A 21499-nucleotide genomic window follows, 5' to 3' on the forward strand; every position below is an offset into this window, starting at 1 on the left:
CGGGAGATGTCAGGCGCCGCACTTGCCGGTGGCGGTGTTGAAGTTGCCGCAGGACATGGGCGCCCGCCAGTCGGAGATGAGCGGCTTCGATTCCGGCAGGAAGTCCGACCACTCGTCGCCGACGACGAGGCCGGGTGTGGACCACACGATGTCGAATTGCCCGTTCTCCTGCACCTCGCCGATCAGCACCGGCTTGGTGATGTGGTGGTTCGGCATCATGGTGGAGAAGCCGCCGGAGAGGTTGGGCACCGAGATGCCGATCAACGCATCGATGACCTTGTCGGGGTCCGTGGTGCCGGCCTTCTCGACCGCCTTCACCCACATGTTGAAGCCGATGTAATGGGCCTCCATCGGGTCGTTGGTGACGCGCTTGTCGTTCTTGGTGAAGGCCTTCCACTTCTTGATGAACTCGGCATTCTCAGGGGTGTCGACCGACTGGAAGTAGTTCCACGCCGCGAGATGGCCGACGAGCGGCCCGGTGTCGATGCCGGCGAGTTCCTCCTCGCCCACCGAGAAGGCGACGACGGGAATGTCTTCCGCCGAGACGCCCTGGTTGGCGAGTTCCTTGTAGAAGGGCACGTTGGCATCGCCGTTGATGGTGGAGACGACCGCCGTCTTCTTGCCCGCCGAGCCGAATTTCTTGATGTCGGAGACGATGGTCTGCCAGTCGGACTGGCCGAAGGGCGTGTAGTTGATCATGATGTCTTCCTCGGCGACACCCTTGGACTTCAGGTAGGCCTCGAGGATCTTGTTGGTGGTGCGCGGGTAGACATAGTCAGTGCCGGCCAGCACCCAGCGCTGGACCTTCTCGTTGTCGAGCAGGTAGTCGACCGCCGGAATGGCCTGCTGGTTGGGCGCGGCACCGGTGTAGAAGACGTTGCGCTCCGACTCCTCACCCTCATATTGCACGGGGTAGAAGAGGATGCTGTTGAGTTCCTTGAAGACGGGCAGCACCGACTTGCGCGACACGCTCGTCCAGCAGCCGAAGACCGCCGCCACCTTGTCCTTGGCGATGAGCTCGCGCGCCTTTTCGGCGAAGAGCGGCCAGTCGGAAGCGGGATCGACCACCACCGCCTCGAGCTTCTTGCCGAGCAGGCCGCCCTTGGCGTTCTGCTCCTCGATCAGCATCAGCATCACGTCCTTCAGGGTCGTTTCCGAAATCGCCATGGTGCCCGACAGCGAGTGGAGCACGCCCACCTTGATCGTGTCATCCGCCGCGCGCGCCACGCCGAAGCCGCCGAAGGCCGCACCCAACGCCACGCCGGCCGCTGCCTGCGCAAAAGCTCTCCTGGTCAAAGACATCTCTGTTTCCTCCGTGGACTGTTGTTTCTTTCGTCCGGGGGAAGCCATCGCAACCGGCGTGCCAGTCCGGCCGGCGCCGGGACAATCTCGCTATGCGGCTGATTTGCTTCGGCTTATGCTGCAGTGCCGAAAAATGCATCAGACGCTGCGTCACATCGCCTGCACAATTAACGTTCATTGATTGCGGTGCAGCATAATATTTAACCCGCCGCGGGCAGGCTCAGCAACGCGGCGCGGTTGATCTGGATCAGCATGACCAGCCGCCGCCTGGACTAACTGGATGACCGCCATGACCGACACGCCCCGCCACTTCGAAACGCTCGACCGCGCGCAGCGCGCCGCGCTGGCGCATGTGACGCAGGGCATCTCGCCCTATGCGCTGTGGTCGGCCTATCTCGACTGGGCCACGCATTATGCCATGTCGCCCGGCACGCAGCTCGACGTGGCGGAGCGCGCGGCGGAGAACGCCGGCAAGCTGTGGCTCTATGCGGCGGCGAAGATGAGCGGGCAGAACCCGGCGCCCCCCTTCCCCGCCAATGGCTGGACGAGCTTCCAGGAGGACCCGGCGTGGCAGGCCCCGCCGCTGGACCTGCTGCGGCAATGGTACCTCGGCCTCAGCCACCTCGCCGTGTTCGCCGCAGAGGCGCCGCGCGGCATGCAGACGATCGACCAGACGCGCATGGGCTTCATCACCCGGCACCTGTTGGATGCGCTGGCGCCGTGGAGCAACCCCTTCATCAACCCCGACATCTGGAAGAAGGTGCTGGCCGATGGCGGCGCGGGCCTGGCGAAGGGCCTGCAGAACCTCATCGAGGACCGGCAGCGCGAGGCGAGCAGCCAGCCGCCGGCGGGCGCCGAAGGCTTCGTGGTCGGCAAGACGCTTGCCGCCACGCCGGGCGAGGTGGTGTTCCGCAACGACCTGATGGAACTGATCTGCTATCGGCCGGCAACGGAGGCGGTTGCGGCGGAGCCCATCCTGCTGGTGCCGGCCTGGATCATGAAATACTACATCCTCGACCTGTCGCCCGGGAACTCGCTGGTGCGCTTCCTGGTCGGGCGCGGGCACACGGTGTTCATGATCAGCTGGCGCAATCCGACGGCGGAGGACCGCAACCTGGCGCTCGACGATTATCGCAGCAAGGGCGTGATGGCAGCGCTGGACGAGATCACCCGGCTGCTGCCGGGCCGTGGCATCCATGCCTGTGGCTATTGCCTGGGCGGCACCATCCTGGCGATTGCCGCCGCCACCATGGCGCGCGACGGCGACAGGCGGCTGGCCTCGCTGTCGCTGCTTGCGGCGCAGACGGATTTCTCGGAAGCGGGCGAGCTGATGCTGTTCGTCGACGACAGCCAGGTGGCCTTCCTCGAGGACATGATGTGGGACCGGGGCGTGCTGGATACCAAGCAGATGGCGGGGGCCTTCCGCATCCTGCGCTCCAACGAGCTGATCCTGTCGCGCATCATCCATGACTACGTGCTGGGCGAGCGCGAGGCGATGACCGACCTGATGGCCTGGAACGCCGACCAGACGCGCATGCCCTATCTGATGCATTCGCAGTACCTGCGCGGGCTGTTCCTCGAGAACCGGCTCACCGCAGGGCGCTATGCGGTGGAGGGCCGGGTGATCGCACTGCGCGACATCGATGCGCCGGTGTTCCTCGTCGGAACCGAGAAGGACCACATCGCGCCGTGGCAGTCGGTCTACAAGTTCCGGCTCTTCGCCGACACGGAGGTGACCTTCGTTCTCACCACCGGCGGCCACAATGCCGGCATCGTCAGCGAGCCGGGCCACAGGCACCGGTCGTTCCGCATCGGCACCGCGGCGCATGATGCCAAATACGTCGACCCCGTGAGCTGGGCCGCAGCGGCAGAGCCGCGCGAGGGCTCCTGGTGGCTGGCCTGGGCGGACTGGCTGGAGGCGAAGGGCACCAGGGCCATGGTGGCGCCGCCGGACATGGACGCCATGCCGAAACTCGGCGCGGCCCCCGGACGCTACGTCTTCACCTGAGGCCCATCACGCCCGCGCCAGCGCCAGCGCCACGCCCTGGCCCACCCCCACGCACATCGTCGCCAGTGCCAGACGGCCGCCTGACAGGCTGAGGTCGAGGGCTGCCGTTCCAGCCAGCCGCGCACCGGACATGCCGAGCGGATGGCCGAGCGCGATGGCCCCGCCATTGGGGTTCACATGCGCCGCATCATCGGCAAGGCCCAGCTGGCGGTGCACGGCCAGCGCCTGCGCCGCGAAGGCCTCGTTGAGCTCGATGACATCGAACCGGTCGACGGCGAGGCCGAGCCTTGCGCAGAGCTTCTGCGTGGCGGGCACCGGGCCCAGCCCCATGATGCGCGGTGCTAGCCCTGCCGACGCGAAGCCAAGGATGCGCGCCAGCGGCTGCAGCCCATGGCGCTTCATGGCGGCTTCGGACGCGATGATCAGGGCGGCCGCGCCATCATTCACACCCGAGGCATTGCCGGCCGTGACGCTGCCGCCGGCGCGGAAGGGGGTGGGCAGCCTGGCGAGCTGCTCGAGGGTGGTGGCGCGCGGGTGCTCGTCCTTCGCGACGATGACCGGTTCGCCCTTGCGCTGCGGGAGGGTGACCGGCGTGATCTCGCGGGCGAAGCGGCCATTGCCTTGCGCGGCGATGGCGCGGGTCTGCGAGCGCAGCGCGAAGGCATCCTGGTCGGCCCGCGAGATGGCGCAGTCGGCGGCGACGTTCTCCGCCGTTTCGGGCATGGAGTCGATGCCGTATTGCGCCTTGATGACCGGGTTCACGAAGCGCCAGCCGATGGTGGTGTCATGCACTTCCGCGTTGCGCGAAAAGGCTTCGGTGGCCTTGGGCATGACGAAGGGTGCGCGCGACATGGATTCAACACCGGCGGCGATGGCAAGATCGATCTCGCCCGCCTTGATGGCGCGCGCGGCGATCGCCACCGCATCCATGCCGGAGCCGCAGAGGCGATTGACGGTGACGCCCGGCACGCTGTCGGGCAAGCCCGACAGCAGCACCGCCATGCGGGCGACGTTGCGATTGTCCTCGCCCGCCTGGTTGGCGCAGCCGAGAATGACTTCATCCACCGCCGACCAATCGAGGGACGCGTGTTTCTGCATCAGCGCCTTGATGGGGATCGCCGCGAGGTCATCGCTGCGCACGGAGGAGAGCGCGCCGCCGAAGCGGCCGATGGGGGTGCGGAGGTAGTCGCAGATGAAGGCGTCCATCAAGTGTCCTTTCACGCGCCGATCAAGTGCGCGAGCGCGGGCGAAGCTGTGTAGCGGCCCTTGAGATGCGCGGGTGCAGCGGCCTCGCGCGCGGTGAGCGTTGCAAGGATGCGGTCCGCACCATGTGCGCGTGCCGACTCGAAGGGGCCGCGCGGGAAGTTGAGGCCGAGTTTCAGGGCCGTGTCGATATCGTCCGGCGCGAGCCCGCTCTCCTGCGCGAGGACGGCGGCCTCGTTGGCGAGCGTGGCCTCGATGCGCAGCGCGATCTCCGCCCCGTCGGCGGGCGCTTCGCCGGGTGTTGCGGGGTGAAGGAAGCCCTGGCCCGACTTGCGGCCGAGATGGCCGTGGTCCACCTGTTTCTGGAGTGCGGCGAAGACGTGATAGCGGGGATGGCCGTTCATTGCCTGTGACAGGCCGCGCGTGGCGGCAAGGTTGATGTCGGCGCCGATCAGGTCGATGAGGCCGAAGGGACCGAGGCGATAACCGGCCTTGAGCATGGCAGCGTCGATGTCTGACGCGCTGCGGCCTTCCTCCAGCATCGCCAGCGCCTCACCGTAATAGGGCCTGGCACAGCGGTTGACGATGAAGCCCGGCGAATCGCTGCAGGCGATGACCGTCTTGCCTGCCGCCGTCGTGATGCTGCGCGCGAGATCCACCGCATCGGACGATGCAAGGGGCGGCACGACGAGTTCCACGAGCTTCATCACCGGTGCGGGGTTGAAGAAGTGGAGGCCGAGCCCGCGCGCGGGATGCGCGAGCCTGGCCATGATGGCGGCGACCGAAAGGGAAGAGGTGTTGGTGGCGAGCACCGCATCGGGGCCCACATGGCGCTCGACCTCGGCGAAGAGGGCCTGCTTGACGCCGAGATCCTCGATGACGGCCTCGATCACCAGCCGCGCATCCTTCAGCGCCGCAAGATCGTCGGTGATGGTGATGTTGTTCAGAATCGCATCGCGCGCGGCCTCGGTGAGCTTGCCCGCTGTCACGCGGGGTTCGAGGGATTGGGTCAGGCGGGCTTTCGCGCTGTCGCGTGCGGCGGGCATTGCATCGAAGGCGATCATCCGGTGCCCGGCCTGCGCATAGAGCTGGGCGAGCCCCAGGCCCATGGTGCCGAGGCCCAGCACGGCAATGACGGGCTTGGTCATTGGCCCCTGAACTCCGGCTTGCGCTTCTCCCGGAAGGCGGCGATGCCTTCCGTCTTGTCGGCGCTGTCGAGGAGCTTCTCGAACAGGCTGCGCTCCAGCGTGAGGGCTTTCGGATCATCGTCGCCATCGACCAGCGCGCGCTTGGCGGCCTGCAGCGCCAGCGGCGCACGGGCTGCGAGTTTCGCGGCCAGCTTCTCGCCCTCGGGGATGGCGGAGCCTTCGCATCTCCAAGCCGCGATGCCCCAGGCCTCGGCGGTGGCGGCATCGATGATCTCGCCCGTCAGCACCATGCGGCTGGCCCGCGCCCGGCCGACGAGCGACAGGAGGCGCTGGCCGCCGCCCGCGCCGGGGATCAGGCCGAGGCTGGTTTCCGGAAGGCCGAAGCGCGCCGTCTCGCCGGCGATGACGAGGTCCGCCATCAGGGCGAGCTCGAAGCCGCCGCCCAGCGCGAAGCCGTCGACCGCGGCGATGAGCGGCTTGCGGAAGTCGCGGATGGTCTGCCAGTGCGCCTTGCGCGGATCCGCGGCACCTTCCGCCCGGGTCTTGTGTTCGATCTCGCCGATGTCGGCGCCCGCCGCGAAATTGCCCTCCGCCCCGCAGAGCAGCACGGCGCGGCAGGAGGAGTTGACGGCCGCGCCCATCAGCGCGGCGGCGAGCTGGCCCAGCAGTTCGGTGTTGAGCGCGTTGCGCGCGGCCGGGCGGTTGAGCGTGAGCCGCAGCCAGCCGTCGTGGCGGTCGATGAGCAGGGTGTCCATGCCGGCATGATGCCCCCGCGGAGAGAAATTTCAAGTTCGAATATTTTGAACTTGAAATATTAAAATCTGCGTGCGAGCCTCACCGAACCCTGCTCACCGGGAGATTTTCGCATGCGCATCCTGTGCCTCGGCGGCGGCCCCGCCGGACTTTATTTCGCGATCTCGATGAAGCTGCGCGACCCGGCGCATGAGGTGACCGTGCTGGAGCGGAACCGCGCCAATGACACGTTCGGCTGGGGTGTGGTGCTGTCCGACGACGCGCTCTCGCGCATGCAGAAGAACGACCCCAAGAGCACCGAGGCCATCCGCAGTCATTTCGCCTACTGGGACGACATCGCCGTGGTGCATGACGGCCAGCGCACCGTTTCCGGTGGCCACGGCTTTGCGGGCATCGGGAGGAAGCAGATGCTGATCCTGCTGCAGGCACGCGCCCGCGAACTGGGCGTGGACCTGCGGTTCGAGACCGAGTTCAAGTCGGCCGAGGAATATGCGAAGGAGTATGACCTGGTGGTCGCCTGCGATGGCATCAATTCGGTGGTGCGCAAGGAATTCGCCGGGGTCTTCAGGCCGGACATCGACATGCGGCTGTGCAAGTTCATCTGGCTCGGCACGCACCAGAAATTCGACGATGCCTTCACCTTCATTTTCGAGAACACCGCGCATGGCTGGGTGTGGGCGCATGTCTACCAGTTCGATGCGGACACCGCGACCTTCATCGTCGAATGCCTGCCGGAGACCTGGGATCGCTGGGGCTTCGCGGACATGTCGAAGGAGGAGACCATCGCCACCTGCGAGGCGATCTTCGCCAAGCACCTCGGCGGCCATGAACTGATGTCGAATGCCGCGCACCTGCGCGGCTCCGCCGTGTGGATGCAGTTTCCGCGGGTGATCTGCGAACGCTGGTATCACAACAACATCGTGCTGATGGGCGATGCGGCAGCAACGGGGCATTTCTCCATCGGCTCTGGATCGCGGCTGGCCTTCGACAGTGCCATTGCGCTGGCGGACTATCTCCACTCCGAGCCGACGATGGAGCAGGCCTTCCAGCGCTACCAGGACGAGCGGCGCGTCGAGGTGCTGCGCCTGCAGTCCGCCGCGCGGAACAGCCTCGAATGGTTCGAGCAGGTGGAACGCTACCTCGACCTGCCGCCGCTGCAGTTCGCCTATTCGCTGCTCACCCGCAGCCAGCGCATCAGCCACGAGAACCTGCGATTGCGCGACCCGAAATGGCTGCGCGAGGCCGAGGACTGGTTCCAGGAACAGGCGGGCGGGCAAAAGGGCCGTGCGCCGATGTTCGCGCCGTTCCGGCTGCGCGACATGAGGCTCAAGAACCGCCTCGTCGTCTCGCCCATGGCGCAATACAAGGCGGTCGACGGCTGCCCCACCGACTGGCACTTCGTGCATTATGCCGAGCGCGCCAAGGGTGGTGCGGGGCTGGTCTATACCGAGATGGCCTGCGTCTCTCCCGACGGCCGCATCACGCCGGGCTGCCCGGGGCTTTACGCACCGGAACACGAGGCGCTGTGGAAGCGCCTCGTCGAATTCGTCCATGCCGAGACGACCGCGAAGATCTGCTGCCAGATCGGGCATGCGGGCCGCAAGGCCTCGGTGCAGGTGCCGTGGGAGGATGACGAGATGCCGCTCGCCACGGGTGGCTGGGAGACGATCGGTCCCTCCGCCATCGCCTGGTCGCCGAAGCACAAGGCACCGCGCGAGATGACTCGGGGCCACATGGACAAGGTCACCGCGCAGTTCGTCGCCGCCACCGAAATGGCGAAGCGCGCGGGCTTCGACATGGTGGAACTCCATGCGGCGCACGGCTACCTGATCTCGAGCTTCATCTCACCCGTCTCGAACCGCCGCACGGATGACTATGGCGGCAGCCTCGAGAACCGCATGCGCTGGCCGCTCGAGGTGTTCCGCGCCATGCGCCAGGCCTGGGGCGAGGAGAAGCCGATGTCGGTGCGCATTTCCGCCACCGACTGGGTGGGGGCGGATGGCATCACCCCGGAGGATGCCGTCACGGTGGCGAAGATGTTCCACGGCGCAGGGGCCGACATCATCGACGTCTCGGCCGGGCAGACCACGATCGACGCGAGGCCCGTCTATGGCCGGATGTTCCAGACGCCGTTCAGCGACCGCATCCGCAACGAGGCGGGGATTGCCACCATGGCGGTGGGCAACATCACCGAGGCCGACCAGGTGAACTCGATCCTGCTCGCCGGCCGGGCCGACCTCGTCTGCCTGGCGCGGCCGCACCTGGCCGACCCCTACTGGACGCTGCATGCGGCGGTGCAGATGGGTGACCAGGCAAGCGAGTGGCCGCTGCCCTATCTGCGCGGACGCGACCAGGCCTTCCGGCTCAGGGCCAAGTCCACCGAGGCGATCCGCGCATGACCGCGCCCGACATCGACCCGCTGTCGAAACGCCGCCTGAAGATGTGGATCAGGCTCCTCGGCGTCGCGCGCGCCGCCGAGAGCAGCCTGCGCGAATATCTCCGCGTCGAGCACGGCACCACGCTGCCGCGCTTCGACGTGATGGCAGCGCTCTACCGCCGCCGCGACGGGGCCACCATGTCGGAGCTGAGCCGCATGCTGCTCGTCTCCAACGGCAACGCGACGGCCGTGGTCGACCGGCTGGAGAAGGACGGGCTGGTGCGCCGCACGGCATCGGAGACCGACCGCCGCACCGTCTATGTGGCGCTCACGCCCGAGGGCTTGCGCCAGTTCGAGCGCTTGGCGGCGGACCATGAGCGTGAGATCAATGCCCTGTTCAGCGACCTGAGCGAGCAGGACGTGGAACAGGTCACGGCGCTGTTGAAGCGCATGGGCAAGGGAGACAAGGCATGACGTCGCTGGCTTCATTCAAGCCGCAGCATTTCCTGTGGGTGGTCAATGACCGCATCGCGGTGGTGCGGCTCAACCGTCCGGACCGCAAGAACCCGCTCACCTTCGAGAGCTATGCCGAGCTGCGCGACACCTTCCGCAACCTCGTCTATGCGACGGACGTGGATGTCGTCGTCTTCGCCTCGAACGGCGGCAATTTCTGCTCGGGCGGCGACGTGCATGACATCATTGGGCCGCTGGTCGGGCTCGACATGAAGGGCCTCCTCGCCTTCACCCGCATGACGGGCGATCTGGTGAAGGCCATGATCGCCTGCGGCAAGCCGATCATCGCGGCGGTCGATGGCGTGTGTGTCGGGGCCGGCGCCATCGTCGCCATGGCCTCCGACATGCGGCTGGCGACACCGGAGGCCAAGGCCGCCTTCCTGTTCACGCGCGTGGGGCTCGCGGGCTGCGACATGGGGGCCTGTGCCATGCTGCCGCGCATCATCGGGCAGGGGCGCGCGGCGGAACTTCTCTATACGGGCCGGGTGATGACGGCGGCGGAGGGTGAGCGCTGGGGCTTCTGGAATGCGCTGCATGATGCGGCTGCACTGGAGGCTGAAGCGATGAAGCTCGCCCGCGCCCTTGCCGCAGGCCCCACCTTCGCCCATGGCATGACCAAGACGCAGCTGAACCAGGAATGGAACATGGGCCTCGAACAGGCGATCGAGGCGGAGGCGCAGGCCCAGGCCATCTGCATGCAGACCAGGGATTTCGAGCGCGCCTACCGGGCCTTCGTGGCCAAGCAGAAGCCGGTCTTCGAGGGGAACTGAGATGGCGGACACGACATATCTCGACTGGCCCTTTTTCGAGCCGCGCCACAAGGCACTGGCGGAGGAGCTTCATGCCTGGTGTCGGGCCAATCTCACCGGCCATCATGATGACGTGGACACGGCCTGCCGCGCGCATGTGAAGACGCTCGGTGCATCCGGCTGGCTTAAACACACGGGCGCTGCCGATGGCGAGAGGCTCGATGTGCGCACGCTGTGCCTGATCCGCGAGACCATCGCGCAATATGACGGGCTTGCCGAATTCTCCTTTGCCATGCAGGGCCTCGGCATGGGGGCGGTGACGCTGTTCGGCACGCCCGAGCAGAAGCAGTGGCTCGCCCGCACCCGCAGCGGCGCGGCGATCGCGGGGTTTGCGATCACCGAGCCCGAGGCGGGGTCCGATGCCGCCGCTGCGAAGATGACGGCAACGCGCGTGCAGGGCGGCTTCGTGCTGAGGGGCGAGAAGACCTACATCTCCAATGGCGGCATCGCGGATGTCTATGTCGTCTTCGCCCGCACCGGCGAGGCGCCGGGGGCGAAGGGGCTCTCCGCCTTCCTCGTGCCGGCGGACACCAAGGGCCTGCGCGTTGCCGCGCGCATCGACGTGATGGCGCCGCATCCGCTGGCGCTGCTCGATTTCGACACTGTGGAAGTGCCCGAGGCTGCGCTGATCGGCAAGCCGGGGGATGGCTTCAAGATCGCCATGTCGGTGCTGGACGTGTTCCGCTCCACGGTCGGTGCCGCCGCACTTGGTTTCGCGCGCCGCGCGCTGGACGAGACGCTGACCCGGGTGAAGACGCGCAAGGTGGGCGGGGCGCCGCTCGCTGACCTGCAGATGGTGCAGGGCCACATCGCCGACATGGCGCTCGACATCGATGCTGCGGCATTGCTCGTCTATCGCGCCGCCTGGACCAAGGACTCAGGTGCGCCGCGCATCACGCGCGAGGCCTCGATGGCCAAGCTCGACGCGACGGAGGCTGCGCAGCGCGTGATCGACATGGCGGTGCAGCTGCATGGCGGCGATGGCGTGAAGAGTGGCAGCGTGGTGGAGCATCTCTACCGCGAGATCCGCGCGCTGCGCATTTACGAGGGCGCAAGCGATGTGCAGCGCGTGATCATCGCCCGCGCCGTGCTGGGAGGCTGAAGATGGGTGAGTCACCACATGAGTTCCTTCACCCGCGCAACTGGAAGCCGGCGCTGGGCTATGCCAATGGCGTGGCCGCTTCGGGCCGCATGATCTTCTGCGGCGGCCTCATCGGCTGGAACGCGCAGCAGGAATTCGAGTCCGACGACTTCATCGACCAGGTGGCGCAGACGCTGCGCAACATCGTGGCCGTGCTGGCGGAGGCGGGGGCGGGGCCGGAGCACATCGTGCGCCTCACCTGGTATGTCACCGACAAGCGGGAATACCTGGCGCGGCTGAAGGAGCTGGGCCGCGTCTATCGCGAGATCATCGGCAAGCACTTCCCGGCCATGGCGCTGGTGCAGGTGGTGGCCCTGGTCGAGGACCGCGCCAAGGTGGAGATCGAGGCGACGGCGGTGGTGCCGGAGGGATAAGACTGCTCCGTGCTCTGACGTCCCCTCACCTGCCCCGCCTTGCGGGAGAGGACGTCTGCGCGATAGATCAGCCGCGCTGCACCGGCTGGTGCGGGTTCGCGGCATCGTCCTTCGGCAGGAAGCTCATCAGCTTGGCGCGCACGTCGTCGGGCCAGGTCATCGAAGTGTGCTTGTCGAGCCAGCTTGCGGCAAGAACCTGATGCACCGTCCAGCGCAGCTCGTCGCCGCACCAGATCTCATGGTCGAGCGCCACCGAGGAGCGGCCCACCTTCTTCACCGTGACGCGGAAGGTGAGCTTGTCGCCGAAGAAGGAGGGCTTCGAGAAATTGCAGGTCAGGTGCACCGTGGGCGTGCCCCAGCGCTCCTTCCAGATGATCTCGTGCCAGGGATAGCCGATCCACGACCAGAACTCCTCCACCACGCCGTTGAGCAGGTTGAGATAGGACGGATAATAGGCGGTGCCCGAGATGTCGCAGTCGCCGAAGCGGAGCATGCGATCGGTGGTGAAGCTGACGGCCATGGCAGGGTCCCGAATGTGAAGCGCCGGGCACGTCGCCATGCCCGGCGCGACTGTAACATGCGAGAGGGTAAATGCCAGCTTACTTGGCGGGGTCCTTCGGCGACCACAGCACCGGGCCGCCGTCCTTCTCATAGGCCATGCCATTGGGATAGGTGATGGCCTCGAGCTGCAGGCCCCAGGGCGACTGGAAGTACAGGATGGCCTGGCCGGCGGCGGGGCCCTGGTCCACCGGCAGCGGCCCGAGGCGCGTGACCACCCCCTTCTCGTCGAGGAAGGCCTTGGCGGCCTTGATGTCATCGACATAGAAGGCGATGTGGAAGGCGCCGATGTCGCTGTTCTTCTGGTCCAGGCTGCGCTGGCCGGGGGCCTTGTACTTGAACAGCTCGATGTTGGAGCCGAAGCCGCAGCGCATGAGCGTGATCTGCTCGATGACGGCCTTGGAGTCGACGCCCAGCAGGTCGGTCATGAAGGTGCCCTTGTCATCGGCGAAGGGGCCGAAGGACATGGCCTTCTGGCAGCCGAGGATATCGGTGAAGAAGGTGACGGCCTGGTCCATGTCGGGGACGGTGATGCCGGTGTGGTCATGCCCGCGCATGCCAGGCATGGCGGCTTGGGCGGCAGAGAGGCTCAGCAGCAGCGCAGAGGCTGCCAGAAAGGCGCGCTTCATCATGGGTGGTTCCTCCAATTGCGTGATCGGCCGGCTTATCTGCAGGCTCGCTGCCATTTCGGTCACAAAACATCCATCTGCACAAGATCGATTCCGCAAATGACAGCATCACGCGGGGTGCAAGGAGATGTTTCCATCCATCTGCATGTATTTTCGGATTGACCGTCCGAGACCGCTGTTGGAAGCTTCCGCCATAGAGCGGAGCATTCGGCATGGCGACGTCCACATTCGACGCGGTGATCATCGGTGCGGGCCACAATGGGCTGGCGGCAGCGGTTCACCTGGCCAAGCGCGGCTGGAGCGTTGGCGTGTTCGAGGCCAATGGCGAAGCCGGCGGTGCGGTGAAGACGCGCGCGGTGACGCTGCCGGGTTTCCGCCATGACCTTGCAGCCATGAACCTCTCGATGTTCGCGGGATCGCCCTTCCTGCGCGAGCATGGCGAAGGGCTTGGCCGCCACGGCCTGGGCTTTGCCCCCGCTGCACATTGCTTTGCGTCGGTCTTCCCCGACCGCACCTGGTTCGGTGTGTCGAAGGACCCTGCCCTCACCATGGCGCGGCTCAACGCGCTGGACCCCGGTGACGCCGAGGCCTGGGATGCGATGATGCAGCGCTTCGGCAAGGATGCGCCGCACATCTTCGGGCTTCTCGGCAATGCCATGCCGAGCTGGGCGACGGCGAAAGTGATCTGGAAGGCGTGGCGCGAGAACGGCACGGCCTGGACGCTGGACATGCTGCGCTTCCTCACCCTGCCGACGCGGACCTGGGCCGACATGCATTTCCGCAATGACAAGGTGAAGGCGACTCTTGCCGCCTGGGGCCTGCACCTCGATTTCCCGCCGGATGTGTCCGGCGGCGCGCTGTTTCCCTATCTCGAATCCATGACCAACCAGGCCTTCGGCATGGTGATCGGCCAGGGCGGTGCCGACACGATGATCCGGGCACTGACGGGTTATCTCGGCGAACTCGGCGGCGCGCTGCACCTCGATGCGCCGGTGGCGGAGGTCGTTCATTCAGCGGGCAGTGCCAGCGGCATCCGGCTTGCCGATGGCCGCATGATCACGGCGCGCAAGGCAGTGATCGCCAATGTCACGCCGCGGCTGCTGTTCGGCAAGATGCTGCCCAATGGCACGGGCAAGCCTGCGGTCGACGCCAAGTTCAAGGCCTTCCGCCCCGGCCCCGGCACCATGATGGTGCACCTCGCCATGGATGGGCTGCCGGACTGGGCGGCGGGAGCGGAACTCAAGGACTTCGCCTATGTGCACATCGCGCCCGACTTTGCCTACATGAACCGCGCCTACGGGGAGGCGATGGACGGGCTGCTGCCCGGGAAGCCGGTGCTGGTGGTGGGCCAGCCGACCACGGTCGATCCCTCCCGCGCGCCGGATGGCAAGCACATCCTGTGGGTTCAGGTGCGCGTGCTGCCGAAGCATGTGACGGGTGATGCAGCGGGCCTGATCGGCGAGACGCAGTGGGGCGCGATCAAGGAGGCCTATGCCGACCGCGTGGTGTCAATCATCGAGCAGTTCGCGCCGGGCACGCGGGAGAAGATCCTCGGCCGCGCGGTGTTCTCGCCCGATGATCTCGAGGAGGAGAATCCCTGCCTCGTCGGCGGCGACAATCTTTCGGGCAGCCACCAGCTGGACCAGAACTTCCTGTTCCGCCCCGTTGCGGGATACTCGCGCTACAAGATGCCGCTGGAGCGGCTCTACATGTGCGGGGCCGCCACCTGGCCGGGGGCGGGCACGGGCGCGGGCTCGGGCTATCTGCTGGGGAAAATGCTCGGCGGCAGCTGATGCGTGCCTGCGCATGGAAGTCGTTGCTGCACCTGCGAAAAAGCCAGCATTTCCAGCATTTCTGATGCTTGCGTTTTCATGGGAATGAAATAGCCTTCCGCCATCAACCAACGAGGAAACGCCCATGTCCAACGCCGTTACCGAACTTGCTTCCGCGCTGCTCTCGGGCCGCGTCGAGGTGGTCGATCTCACCGCCGTGCTCGGCCCCGAGACGCCGCTGATCAAGCTGCCGCCGCAGATCGGCCTCAACACGCCCGCCGTCGAGATCCACACCATTTCGCATTACGACGACAAGGGCCCCTTCTGGGCGTGGAACTGGCTGAAGCTGGGCGAGCATTCGGGCACGCATTTCGATGCGCCGCAGCACTGGATCACCGGCAAGGACTATCCGGACGGCGCCACCGACACCATTCCGGCGCAGAATTTCGTCGGCCCGCTCAACGTCATCGACTGCAGCGCCGAAGTGGCGAAGAACCCGGACTTCCTGCTGACGGTCGACCACATCAAGGCCTGGGAAGCCAAGCACGGCCAGATCGAAAAGGGCTCCTGGGTCGTGATGCGCACCGACTGGTACAAGCGCAATGGCAGCGAGAAGGACTTCCTCAATGCCGACGAGAACGGCCCGCATTCGCCGGGCCCGACGGCCGAGGCGATCCAGTACCTGATCGACAAGGGCATCACCGGCTGGGGTTCCGAAACGGTGGGCACGGATGCGGGCTCGGCTGGCGGCATGACACCGCCCTTCCCTGCCCATAACCTGATGCACAAGAACAACCGCTATGGCCTCGCCTCGCTGTGCAACCTCGACAAGCTGCCGCCGAAGGGTGCGGTGATCATCGCGGCGCCGCTGAAGATCAAGCACGGCACGGGCAGCCCGCTGCGCGTGCTGGCGCTGGTCGGCAAGTAAGCAACAGACTGAGAGGGACGCGGCATGGCCGACTACGTGATCGCCGGCAGCGGCATCAACTCACTCGTCGCTGCGTCCCTTCTTGCGCTCAAGGGCCGCAAGGTGCTGGTGCTGGAACGCAACGCCGTCACCGGCGGCTGCATGCGCACGGAAGAGGCGACGGTGCCGGGCTTCACGCATGACGTGATGGCGACGACCTTCGTGCTGTTCCTGCTGTCGCCCGCCTATGCCGCACTGGGCAAGGAGCTGGAGACGCGCGGCCTCGCCTTCGCGCATCCGGAGATCCCCACGGGCGTGCTGCGCCCCGATGGCTCGCACCTCGTGCTGACGCGCGACCGGGCAAGGAACATCGCCGCCTTCGATGCGCTGGCCAAGGGCGATGGCGCGCAATATGCCGCCGACATGGAGGCGCTGGGCGCCAATGCGCCCTTCCTCTTCGCGCTGCTGGGCGGCAGGCTGTGGTCCTGGGACATGGCGAAGCTGGTGGCGCGCGAGGCGTGGAAGCGCGGGCCGCTTGGGCTTTCTGCCTTCTTCGGCGCAGCGCTGATCTCGGCGCGGCACTGGCTGCAGCCTTACTACAAGTCCGACCGCTTCCACGCGCTGATGGCGCCCTGGGTGCTGCATTGCGGGCTGGGGCCCGAGAGCACCTATTCCGGCCAGATGGCCAAGGTCATCGCCTTCGCGCTGGAAGCCGCAGGCGCCCCCATCGTCAAGGGCGGTGCGAAGAACATCATCGCCGCCTTCGAGCAGCTGATCCGCGATCATGGCGGCGAGATCCGCACCGGGGCCGATGTCACCGAAGTGACGGTGGATGAGGCGGGCCGTGCCACCGGCGTGGTGCTGGCGTCCGGCGAACGCATCGCGGCTGCTGAAGGCGTCATCTGCTCGATGACGCCGAACCAGCTTTATGGACGCCTGCTGAAGAACTGGCCCGGCGCTGCGCGTGAGCGCGAGGAGACGCGCGGCTTCGCCTATGGCAAGGGCAACATGCAGATCCATTATGCGCTGAAGGCGCCGCCGCCGTGGAAGGACCCGGAGCTTGCCAAGGTGGCGCTGCTGCATCTCACCCCCGGGCTCGACGGCGTGTCCAAGGCGGTGAACGAGGCGGAGCGCGGCATGTTGCCCGCCGAGCCCACCATCTGCCTCGGCCAGCCGACGAACTTCGACCCGTCGCGCGCGCCCGAGGGCCAATCGATCCTGTGGCTGCAGCTTCCCGAGTGCCCCCGCCACATCAAGGGTGATGCCGCAGGCGAGATCGCGGCACCCGCCGATGGGCGATGGACGGACGCGGTGCGCGAAGCCTATGCCGAGCGCATCGAGGCGATCCTCAGCAGGCACATCCCGGACTTCAGGTCGCTGGTGCTGGCGCGGCGCTGCTATTCACCCGCCGACCTCGAGGCGATGAACGTCAATCTCGTGGGCGGCGATCCCTATGGCGGGGCCTGCAGCATCGACCAGTTCTTCCTGTGGCGGCCGCTGCGCGGGCTCAAGAACCACGAGACGCCGGTGAAGCGGCTGTGGCAGATCGGTGCCTCCACGCACCCGGGCCCCGGCCTCGGCGGCGGCTCCGGCTTCCTTCTGGCGTCTTCGCTGAAATGACGCGCGACCTCGCCTTCCTCAGCGGCGTGCTGCATCGCGAGGCGGATGCCGAGACCTCGCTGCCGTCGCTGGCCGAGATCGGGCTCAATTACTTCGTGCCCTACCTGCTCAACCGCATTGCCGCAACGTGGAACGCGGAGCTTGCGGGGGAACTGCGCAAGTTTGATCTCACCACGCCGCAGATGCGGGCGCTCGCGGTGCTCGGCATCAATTCAGGCCTCACCATCAACGAACTTTCGACACTGACGGTGACCGAGCAGTCGACCATGAGCCGCACGCTGGACACGCTCGAGGCCCGCGGCTTCGTGGGCCGCCGCCCGCGCGCCAGCGACCTGCGTGTGCGCGAGGTGGAGATCACCCCGGCAGGCCGCGAGGCCTTCGATGCCTTCTGGCCGGTGATGTTCCAGCACTATGAGCAGATGTTCCGCGGCATCGGCGAGGAGGAGTTCTCGCATTTCGTAGCAACCCTGCAGAAGGTGCTGCGCAACATCAGGCTGGCGGAGGCGGAAGGGTAGAAGGCCAGCGCAGCTTGAATTTCCCTCCCCCTTGTGGGGAGGGATCAAGGGTGGGGGTGCCGCGAGTCCGGTGCTTGAAGTCTGCGTTCGCGGCACGACCCCCACCCCTACCCCTCCCCGCAAGGGGGAGGGGAACTCCGGGCGGACATGACGGGGCTCTGTTCTAAAGCTCCCGCACCGTCTTCAGCGCGCCGTCGAGCGCGTCGCCATTCTCGTCCTTCAGCGCCGCCGAGATCAGGCGGTCGATCCAGGCGCCGCCATCGGTGCGGGCTTCGAGCTGCGGCACGGCGGAGAGCACGCGGTCGAACTTCGACAGCCCGCGCGCATGGGTGTCGGAATAGCCCTTGATGAGCCGGTGCGTGGCAAGGATGGCGCGGGCGAGATCATAGTTCTTTGGCAGCGTGCGCGTGGCGAGGTCGAGCCAGACCTGCATGTGGCGCATCTCGTGATCATGGCGCAGCAGCTTTCGGCGCCAGCGGCGCAGGCCCGCGATCATGCTGAACTGCAGGAAACCGCGGATCGAGTGGGTGCGGATGCGTCGGTCGCGGTTCACCCAGCGGTCGATGCGTGCCATCCAGGCGGGGCTCGCCGAAACCTTGCGGCCCCAGCCGGCGGGCAGGAGGCTCACCACCTCCTCGCCGCGCGGGTGCACGAATTCGGTGAGTTGCAGCGGATCCTCGCCCGCCTTCATCTCGGATGCGATGCGGGCGAAGCGGGCGGAACGGATCTTGAGGTCGGCAACGCCGATCACGTCGTCATAGGCCATGGCATTGGCCACATGCTTGGCCGCGGCGGCCGTGAAGGCGAAGTCCTGTGCTGCGCCACCGTTGCGGGCGTCGAGGATCGTCAAGGCCTCAAGCCGCGCCAGATACTCATCGCCATAGGCATGGTCCTGATAGTCGATGCAGCGCTTGAGGCCTGCGAGGGCCGCGACCTGGGCGGAGCCCGGCAGCGCGCGGACACGGGCGAGGCGCTGGTCGAGGTCAAGGGCTCCCAATGTCTCCGGAATGCCGACTGCCTTGCGGTTTGCGATGCGCGCTTCTGGCAGCTCGTTGGCGGTGGCGCGTGCAAAACCCTCGGCAAAACCCTTGAGCGAAGCTTTCACGCCGCGACCACCTTCCGAGATCACCGCCTCGAAGCTCGCCCGGTCGAAGGGCAGGGCGCCGGAGCCTGCGAGGGCGCCGAAGAGCGGGGCGGAGATCACCGTGCCGGACTCGCGCGCGGCCTCGTCCTTGTCGAAGGCGATGACGCGGCGTGCGGCAATCCGCGACGCGGCATCGACCGCCTGCGGATCGGCGATGGACTCGCCGGGCTTCTCCTTCTCGGCCACGGCATAGGCGCGGTGGGTGGAGGTGATGAGCAGTGTGCGGTCCGGCGTGACGAGGCCGCGCAGGATGGAGCGGCCCGCCTCCATCAGCTCCGCCGCGATGACCACGTCAACGTCGCCGGGCGTGGGCATGAGCGCCAGCACCGGCGCGTGCCCGTCCTTCGGCGGCAGCATCTCGATGTAATAGAGTGTCGCGCCGGTGCGCTGGGCGACGCCGGGCACTGAGGTCGACTGCGCGTACCAGCCATTGGCCTCGGCCACCGCCACGATCCAGTCCGACAGCACGCCACCGCCCTGCCCGCCCATGGCGAGAATGGCAATCGACAGCGGCTTGTCGCGCGGGATGGAAGCGTCGAACATCAGGCACTCACCCTGGCGAAGAGGTGGCGGCCCGTCTCGCGACGGCGCTGCAGGAAGGAGATGACACCGGCCCGCAGCCTTGCCATGAAACGCTCCCAGCCCGAGGCATTGCGCAGCACGTCGGCGCGGTAGAAGGAGGGGCAGAGGATGGCAGCCTCCGCCACCTCGCCGCAATTGCCGCAGGCGACACAGCTGTTGTCGATCGCCGCCACGGGGTCATCACGCAGCGGATCATCCACATGCTTGACGGACAGCGACGGGCAGCCGGAGAGGCGGATGCAGGCATGATCGCCCGTGCAGATGTCCTCATCGACGCCGAAGCGCTGGCGGAGCACCGGCTGGCCCGCCTGCTCGGCCTTGTCCACCAGCGGCTTCACCCGGCGCTGCTTGTTGAGCATGCATTCGGAGGAGGCAACGATGATCTTCGGCCCCTGCTCCTCCGTCGTCAGCGCCTCGCGCAGCGTGTCGCGCATTTTCGCCACGTCATAGGTGTGGTCGATCTGGCGCACCCACCTGGCGCCAACGCCCTTCACGGCATCGACGATGGAATTGTTGGTGGCGCGTTTCTTGTTTTCTGCACGCGATGAGAGGATATCCTGCCCGCCCGTTGCGGATGAATAGTAGTTGTCGACGATCAGCATCACGCCGTCATGCTTGTTGAACACGGCATTGCCGACGGAAGACGACAGGCCATTGTGCCAGAAGCCGCCATCGCCCATCACCGAGATGACGCGCTTGTCGGCCTTGACGTTGAAGGCCGACGCCGCGGCGGGGCCGAGGCCATAGCCCATCGTCGTCGCGCCGATGTTGAAGGGCGGCAGGATGGAGAAGAGGTGGCAGCCGATGTCAGCAGAGACATGATGCGTCCCCAGTTCCTTCTCGACCAGCTTCATCGCCGCGAAGATGGGGCGCTCCGGGCAGCCGGTGCAGAAGCCGGGCGGGCGCGGCGGCACGACATTCGCCAGCGCCTGGACTTCCCTGCTGTTGAGAACCGGCGAGGCATCGGGCAGCGGCGGCCGGTTGCCGAGAAGGCGCGGCGCGTGCTTTTCGAGGAAGCCCATCAAGCCTTTCTGCATCACCGTGGCAGTATATTCCCCCGCCATGGGGAAGACGTCCTTGCCGGAGATGCGGGTGTTGATGTCCCGCCGGCGCAGCAGGGTGTTGAGCGCCTGCTCGATGAACTCGGGCTGCCCCTCCTCGACCACCACCACGGCGGATTTTCCCGTGCAGAAGGAGACCACCTCCTCGTCCACCAGCGGATAGGTGACGTTCATGACATAGAGCGGCACCCTGGTATTGCCATAGGCATCCGACAGGCCCAGCTGCTGCAGGGCGCGGATCACGCCATTGTACATGCCACCCTGAAGGATGATGCCGACCTCGCCGTCCTCAGGCCCGAAGACCTCGTTGAGCTTCTGCTCTCGGATGAAGTTGACCGCGGCGGGCCAGCGCTTCTCGATCTTCAGCTTCTCGTGGATGAAGGAGGCGGGCGGCAGCACGATGCGGTTGACGTCGCGCACCGGGTTCTCCAGCGCCTGCTTCAGGGTGTAGGCGGGCTTCCTGTTGTCCTTGGCCCTGAAGCGGCCATGCACGTGGCAGCCGCGGATGCGGACCTCGACCATGACCGGCGTGTTGGAGGCTTCCGAGAGCTCGAAGGCCTTCTCGACCATGTGCACCATGGTGGGCAGATCGGGGCGCGGGTCCATCAGCCAGATCTGCGACTTCATTGCATAGGCGTGGCTGCGCTCCTGCATGATGGAGGAGCCTTCGCCATAATCCTCGCCGATGATGATGACGGCGCCGCCATTCACACCACCGGAGGAGAGGTTCGACAGCGCGTCACTCGCCACGTTCGTTCCGGCCGTGGACTTCCAGGTGACGGCACCGCGGATCGGATACATGACGGAGGCCGAGAGCATGGCGGCGGCGGTGGCCTCCGAGGCGGAGGATTCGAAATGAACGCCCAGTTCCGCCATGTAGTCGGACGCGTCCGCCAGCACGTCCATGAGGTGCGAGATGGGCGAGCCCTGGTAGCCCCCGACATAGGAAACGCCCGACTGCAGCAGCGCCTTGGTGATGGCGAGGATGCCCTCGCCGCGGAATTCCTGGCCGTCACCCAGCCGGAGATCCTCCACCTCACGCGCAAAAGACCGTTCAGCCATCTTCCGCTTCGCCTTGAATTA

The 21499-nt window shown here is 66.6% G+C and carries 18 protein-coding genes; 10 read left to right on the forward strand and 8 right to left on the reverse strand.

Features of this window, described 5'->3' with window-relative positions:
- Positions 1–9: 9 nt before the first annotated feature.
- Complete coding sequence (urtA, locus tag DK847_RS06235) at positions 10–1302, reverse strand: urea ABC transporter substrate-binding protein (RefSeq protein ID WP_111196920.1); 1293 nt, start codon at positions 1300–1302, stop codon at positions 10–12.
- A gap of 289 nt (positions 1303–1591) precedes the next feature.
- Between urtA and DK847_RS06240 the strand changes: the two genes are divergently transcribed.
- Positions 1592–3310 carry a PHA/PHB synthase family protein gene (locus tag DK847_RS06240; protein ID WP_111197288.1) on the forward strand — a complete coding sequence of 573 codons (1719 nt, stop codon included), beginning with the start codon at positions 1592–1594 and terminating at the stop codon, positions 3308–3310.
- Positions 3311–3316: 6 nt separating this feature from the next.
- Here DK847_RS06240 and pcaF read toward each other — a convergent pair whose 3' ends face one another.
- Genes pcaF through DK847_RS06255 form a run of 3 tightly spaced genes read right to left on the reverse strand, consistent with a single transcriptional unit; the run spans position 3317 to position 6416 of the window.
- Positions 3317–4519, reverse strand: coding sequence for a 3-oxoadipyl-CoA thiolase (gene pcaF / locus DK847_RS06245; protein WP_111196922.1), 1203 nt, complete (start codon positions 4517–4519; stop codon positions 3317–3319).
- An 8-nt stretch (positions 4520–4527) separates the two neighbouring features.
- Positions 4528–5661 (reverse strand): 3-hydroxyacyl-CoA dehydrogenase, encoded by a 1134-nt coding sequence (locus DK847_RS06250; RefSeq protein WP_111196923.1) that lies wholly within the window; start codon positions 5659–5661, stop codon positions 4528–4530.
- On the reverse strand, positions 5658–6416 hold the full coding sequence (locus DK847_RS06255; protein ID WP_111196924.1) for an enoyl-CoA hydratase-related protein: 759 nt from the start codon (positions 6414–6416) through the stop codon (positions 5658–5660). Before DK847_RS06255 ends, DK847_RS06250 begins: the two co-directional genes overlap by 4 nt.
- 111 nt (positions 6417–6527) lie before the next feature.
- Here DK847_RS06255 and DK847_RS06260 point away from each other — a divergent pair, with 111 nt between their 5' ends.
- From DK847_RS06260 to DK847_RS06280, 5 genes are read left to right on the forward strand one after another with little or no spacing between them, the layout of a single operon-like run.
- Complete coding sequence (locus DK847_RS06260) at positions 6528–8813, forward strand: bifunctional salicylyl-CoA 5-hydroxylase/oxidoreductase (RefSeq protein WP_111196925.1); 2286 nt, start codon at positions 6528–6530, stop codon at positions 8811–8813.
- Positions 8810–9265 (forward strand): MarR family winged helix-turn-helix transcriptional regulator, encoded by a 456-nt coding sequence (locus tag DK847_RS06265; protein WP_111196926.1) that lies wholly within the window; start codon positions 8810–8812, stop codon positions 9263–9265. The genes DK847_RS06260 and DK847_RS06265 overlap by 4 nt, the downstream gene beginning before the upstream one ends.
- On the forward strand, positions 9262–10074 hold the full coding sequence (locus DK847_RS06270; RefSeq protein WP_111196927.1) for an enoyl-CoA hydratase family protein: 813 nt from the start codon (positions 9262–9264) through the stop codon (positions 10072–10074). Before DK847_RS06265 ends, DK847_RS06270 begins: the two co-directional genes overlap by 4 nt.
- Before the next feature lies 1 nt (position 10075).
- Positions 10076–11215 (forward strand): acyl-CoA dehydrogenase family protein, encoded by a 1140-nt coding sequence (locus DK847_RS06275; RefSeq protein ID WP_111196928.1) that lies wholly within the window; start codon positions 10076–10078, stop codon positions 11213–11215.
- Positions 11216–11217: 2 nt separating this feature from the next.
- Entirely contained in the window at positions 11218–11628 is a 411-nt protein-coding gene (locus DK847_RS06280) for a RidA family protein (protein ID WP_111196929.1), read from the forward strand.
- Between the two features lie 67 nt (positions 11629–11695).
- On the opposite strand, the gene DK847_RS06285 is transcribed toward DK847_RS06280, so the two are convergent.
- Positions 11696–12148: an acyl-CoA thioesterase gene (locus tag DK847_RS06285; protein ID WP_111196930.1), complete on the reverse strand. Its 453-nt coding sequence runs from the start codon at positions 12146–12148 to the stop codon at positions 11696–11698.
- 79 nt (positions 12149–12227) lie between these two features.
- Positions 12228–12815 carry a VOC family protein gene (locus tag DK847_RS06290; protein WP_111197290.1) on the reverse strand — a complete coding sequence of 196 codons (588 nt, stop codon included), beginning with the start codon at positions 12813–12815 and terminating at the stop codon, positions 12228–12230.
- A gap of 212 nt (positions 12816–13027) precedes the next feature.
- Here DK847_RS06290 and DK847_RS06295 point away from each other — a divergent pair, with 212 nt between their 5' ends.
- The 4 genes from DK847_RS06295 (at position 13028) to DK847_RS06310 (ending at position 17629) form a co-directional block, all read left to right on the forward strand.
- The gene (locus DK847_RS06295) at positions 13028–14608 is read left to right on the forward strand and encodes a phytoene desaturase family protein (protein ID WP_111196932.1); all 1581 of its coding nucleotides are present in this window, start codon (positions 13028–13030) and stop codon (positions 14606–14608) included.
- A 124-nt stretch (positions 14609–14732) separates the two neighbouring features.
- Complete coding sequence (locus tag DK847_RS06300; RefSeq protein WP_111196934.1) at positions 14733–15515, forward strand: cyclase family protein; 783 nt, start codon at positions 14733–14735, stop codon at positions 15513–15515.
- Positions 15516–15539: 24 nt separating this feature from the next.
- On the forward strand, positions 15540–17114 hold the full coding sequence (locus DK847_RS06305; protein WP_111196936.1) for a phytoene desaturase family protein: 1575 nt from the start codon (positions 15540–15542) through the stop codon (positions 17112–17114).
- On the forward strand, positions 17111–17629 hold the full coding sequence (locus DK847_RS06310; RefSeq protein WP_111196938.1) for a MarR family winged helix-turn-helix transcriptional regulator: 519 nt from the start codon (positions 17111–17113) through the stop codon (positions 17627–17629). The genes DK847_RS06305 and DK847_RS06310 overlap by 4 nt, the downstream gene beginning before the upstream one ends.
- Before the next feature lie 163 nt (positions 17630–17792).
- Here the strand turns inward: DK847_RS06310 and DK847_RS06315 are convergent, their stop codons facing one another.
- Entirely contained in the window at positions 17793–19316 is a 1524-nt protein-coding gene (locus DK847_RS06315) for an indolepyruvate oxidoreductase subunit beta family protein (RefSeq protein WP_111196940.1), read from the reverse strand.
- A complete protein-coding gene (locus tag DK847_RS06320; protein WP_111196942.1) occupies positions 19316–21478 on the reverse strand; it encodes a thiamine pyrophosphate-dependent enzyme in 2163 nt (720 codons plus the stop codon). Before DK847_RS06320 ends, DK847_RS06315 begins: the two co-directional genes overlap by 1 nt.
- Between the last annotated feature and the right edge of the window lie 21 nt (positions 21479–21499).

This window comes from Aestuariivirga litoralis, assembly GCF_003234965.1.
Classification (GTDB): Bacteria; Pseudomonadota; Alphaproteobacteria; order Rhizobiales; family Aestuariivirgaceae; genus Aestuariivirga; species Aestuariivirga litoralis.

Bases quoted from the DNA above. Each gene is read 5' to 3' on its own strand.
- urtA (WP_111196920.1), bottom strand. From the start codon at position 1,302: ATGTCTTTGACCAGGAGAGCTTTTGCGCAGGCAGCGGCCGGCGTGGCG.
- DK847_RS06240 (WP_111197288.1), top strand. From the start codon at position 1,592: ATGACCGACACGCCCCGCCACTTCGAAACGCTCGACCGCGCGCAGCGC.
- DK847_RS06250 (WP_111196923.1), bottom strand. From the start codon at position 5,661: ATGACCAAGCCCGTCATTGCCGTGCTGGGCCTCGGCACCATGGGCCTG.
- DK847_RS06255 (WP_111196924.1), bottom strand. From the start codon at position 6,416: ATGGACACCCTGCTCATCGACCGCCACGACGGCTGGCTGCGGCTCACG.
- DK847_RS06260 (WP_111196925.1), top strand. From the start codon at position 6,528: ATGCGCATCCTGTGCCTCGGCGGCGGCCCCGCCGGACTTTATTTCGCG.
- DK847_RS06265 (WP_111196926.1), top strand. From the start codon at position 8,810: ATGACCGCGCCCGACATCGACCCGCTGTCGAAACGCCGCCTGAAGATG.
- DK847_RS06270 (WP_111196927.1), top strand. From the start codon at position 9,262: ATGACGTCGCTGGCTTCATTCAAGCCGCAGCATTTCCTGTGGGTGGTC.
- DK847_RS06275 (WP_111196928.1), top strand. From the start codon at position 10,076: ATGGCGGACACGACATATCTCGACTGGCCCTTTTTCGAGCCGCGCCAC.
- DK847_RS06280 (WP_111196929.1), top strand. From the start codon at position 11,218: ATGGGTGAGTCACCACATGAGTTCCTTCACCCGCGCAACTGGAAGCCG.
- DK847_RS06285 (WP_111196930.1), bottom strand. From the start codon at position 12,148: ATGGCCGTCAGCTTCACCACCGATCGCATGCTCCGCTTCGGCGACTGC.
- DK847_RS06290 (WP_111197290.1), bottom strand. From the start codon at position 12,815: ATGAAGCGCGCCTTTCTGGCAGCCTCTGCGCTGCTGCTGAGCCTCTCT.
- DK847_RS06295 (WP_111196932.1), top strand. From the start codon at position 13,028: ATGGCGACGTCCACATTCGACGCGGTGATCATCGGTGCGGGCCACAAT.
- DK847_RS06300 (WP_111196934.1), top strand. From the start codon at position 14,733: ATGTCCAACGCCGTTACCGAACTTGCTTCCGCGCTGCTCTCGGGCCGC.
- DK847_RS06305 (WP_111196936.1), top strand. From the start codon at position 15,540: ATGGCCGACTACGTGATCGCCGGCAGCGGCATCAACTCACTCGTCGCT.
- DK847_RS06310 (WP_111196938.1), top strand. From the start codon at position 17,111: ATGACGCGCGACCTCGCCTTCCTCAGCGGCGTGCTGCATCGCGAGGCG.
- DK847_RS06315 (WP_111196940.1), bottom strand. From the start codon at position 19,316: ATGTTCGACGCTTCCATCCCGCGCGACAAGCCGCTGTCGATTGCCATT.
- DK847_RS06320 (WP_111196942.1), bottom strand. From the start codon at position 21,478: ATGGCTGAACGGTCTTTTGCGCGTGAGGTGGAGGATCTCCGGCTGGGT.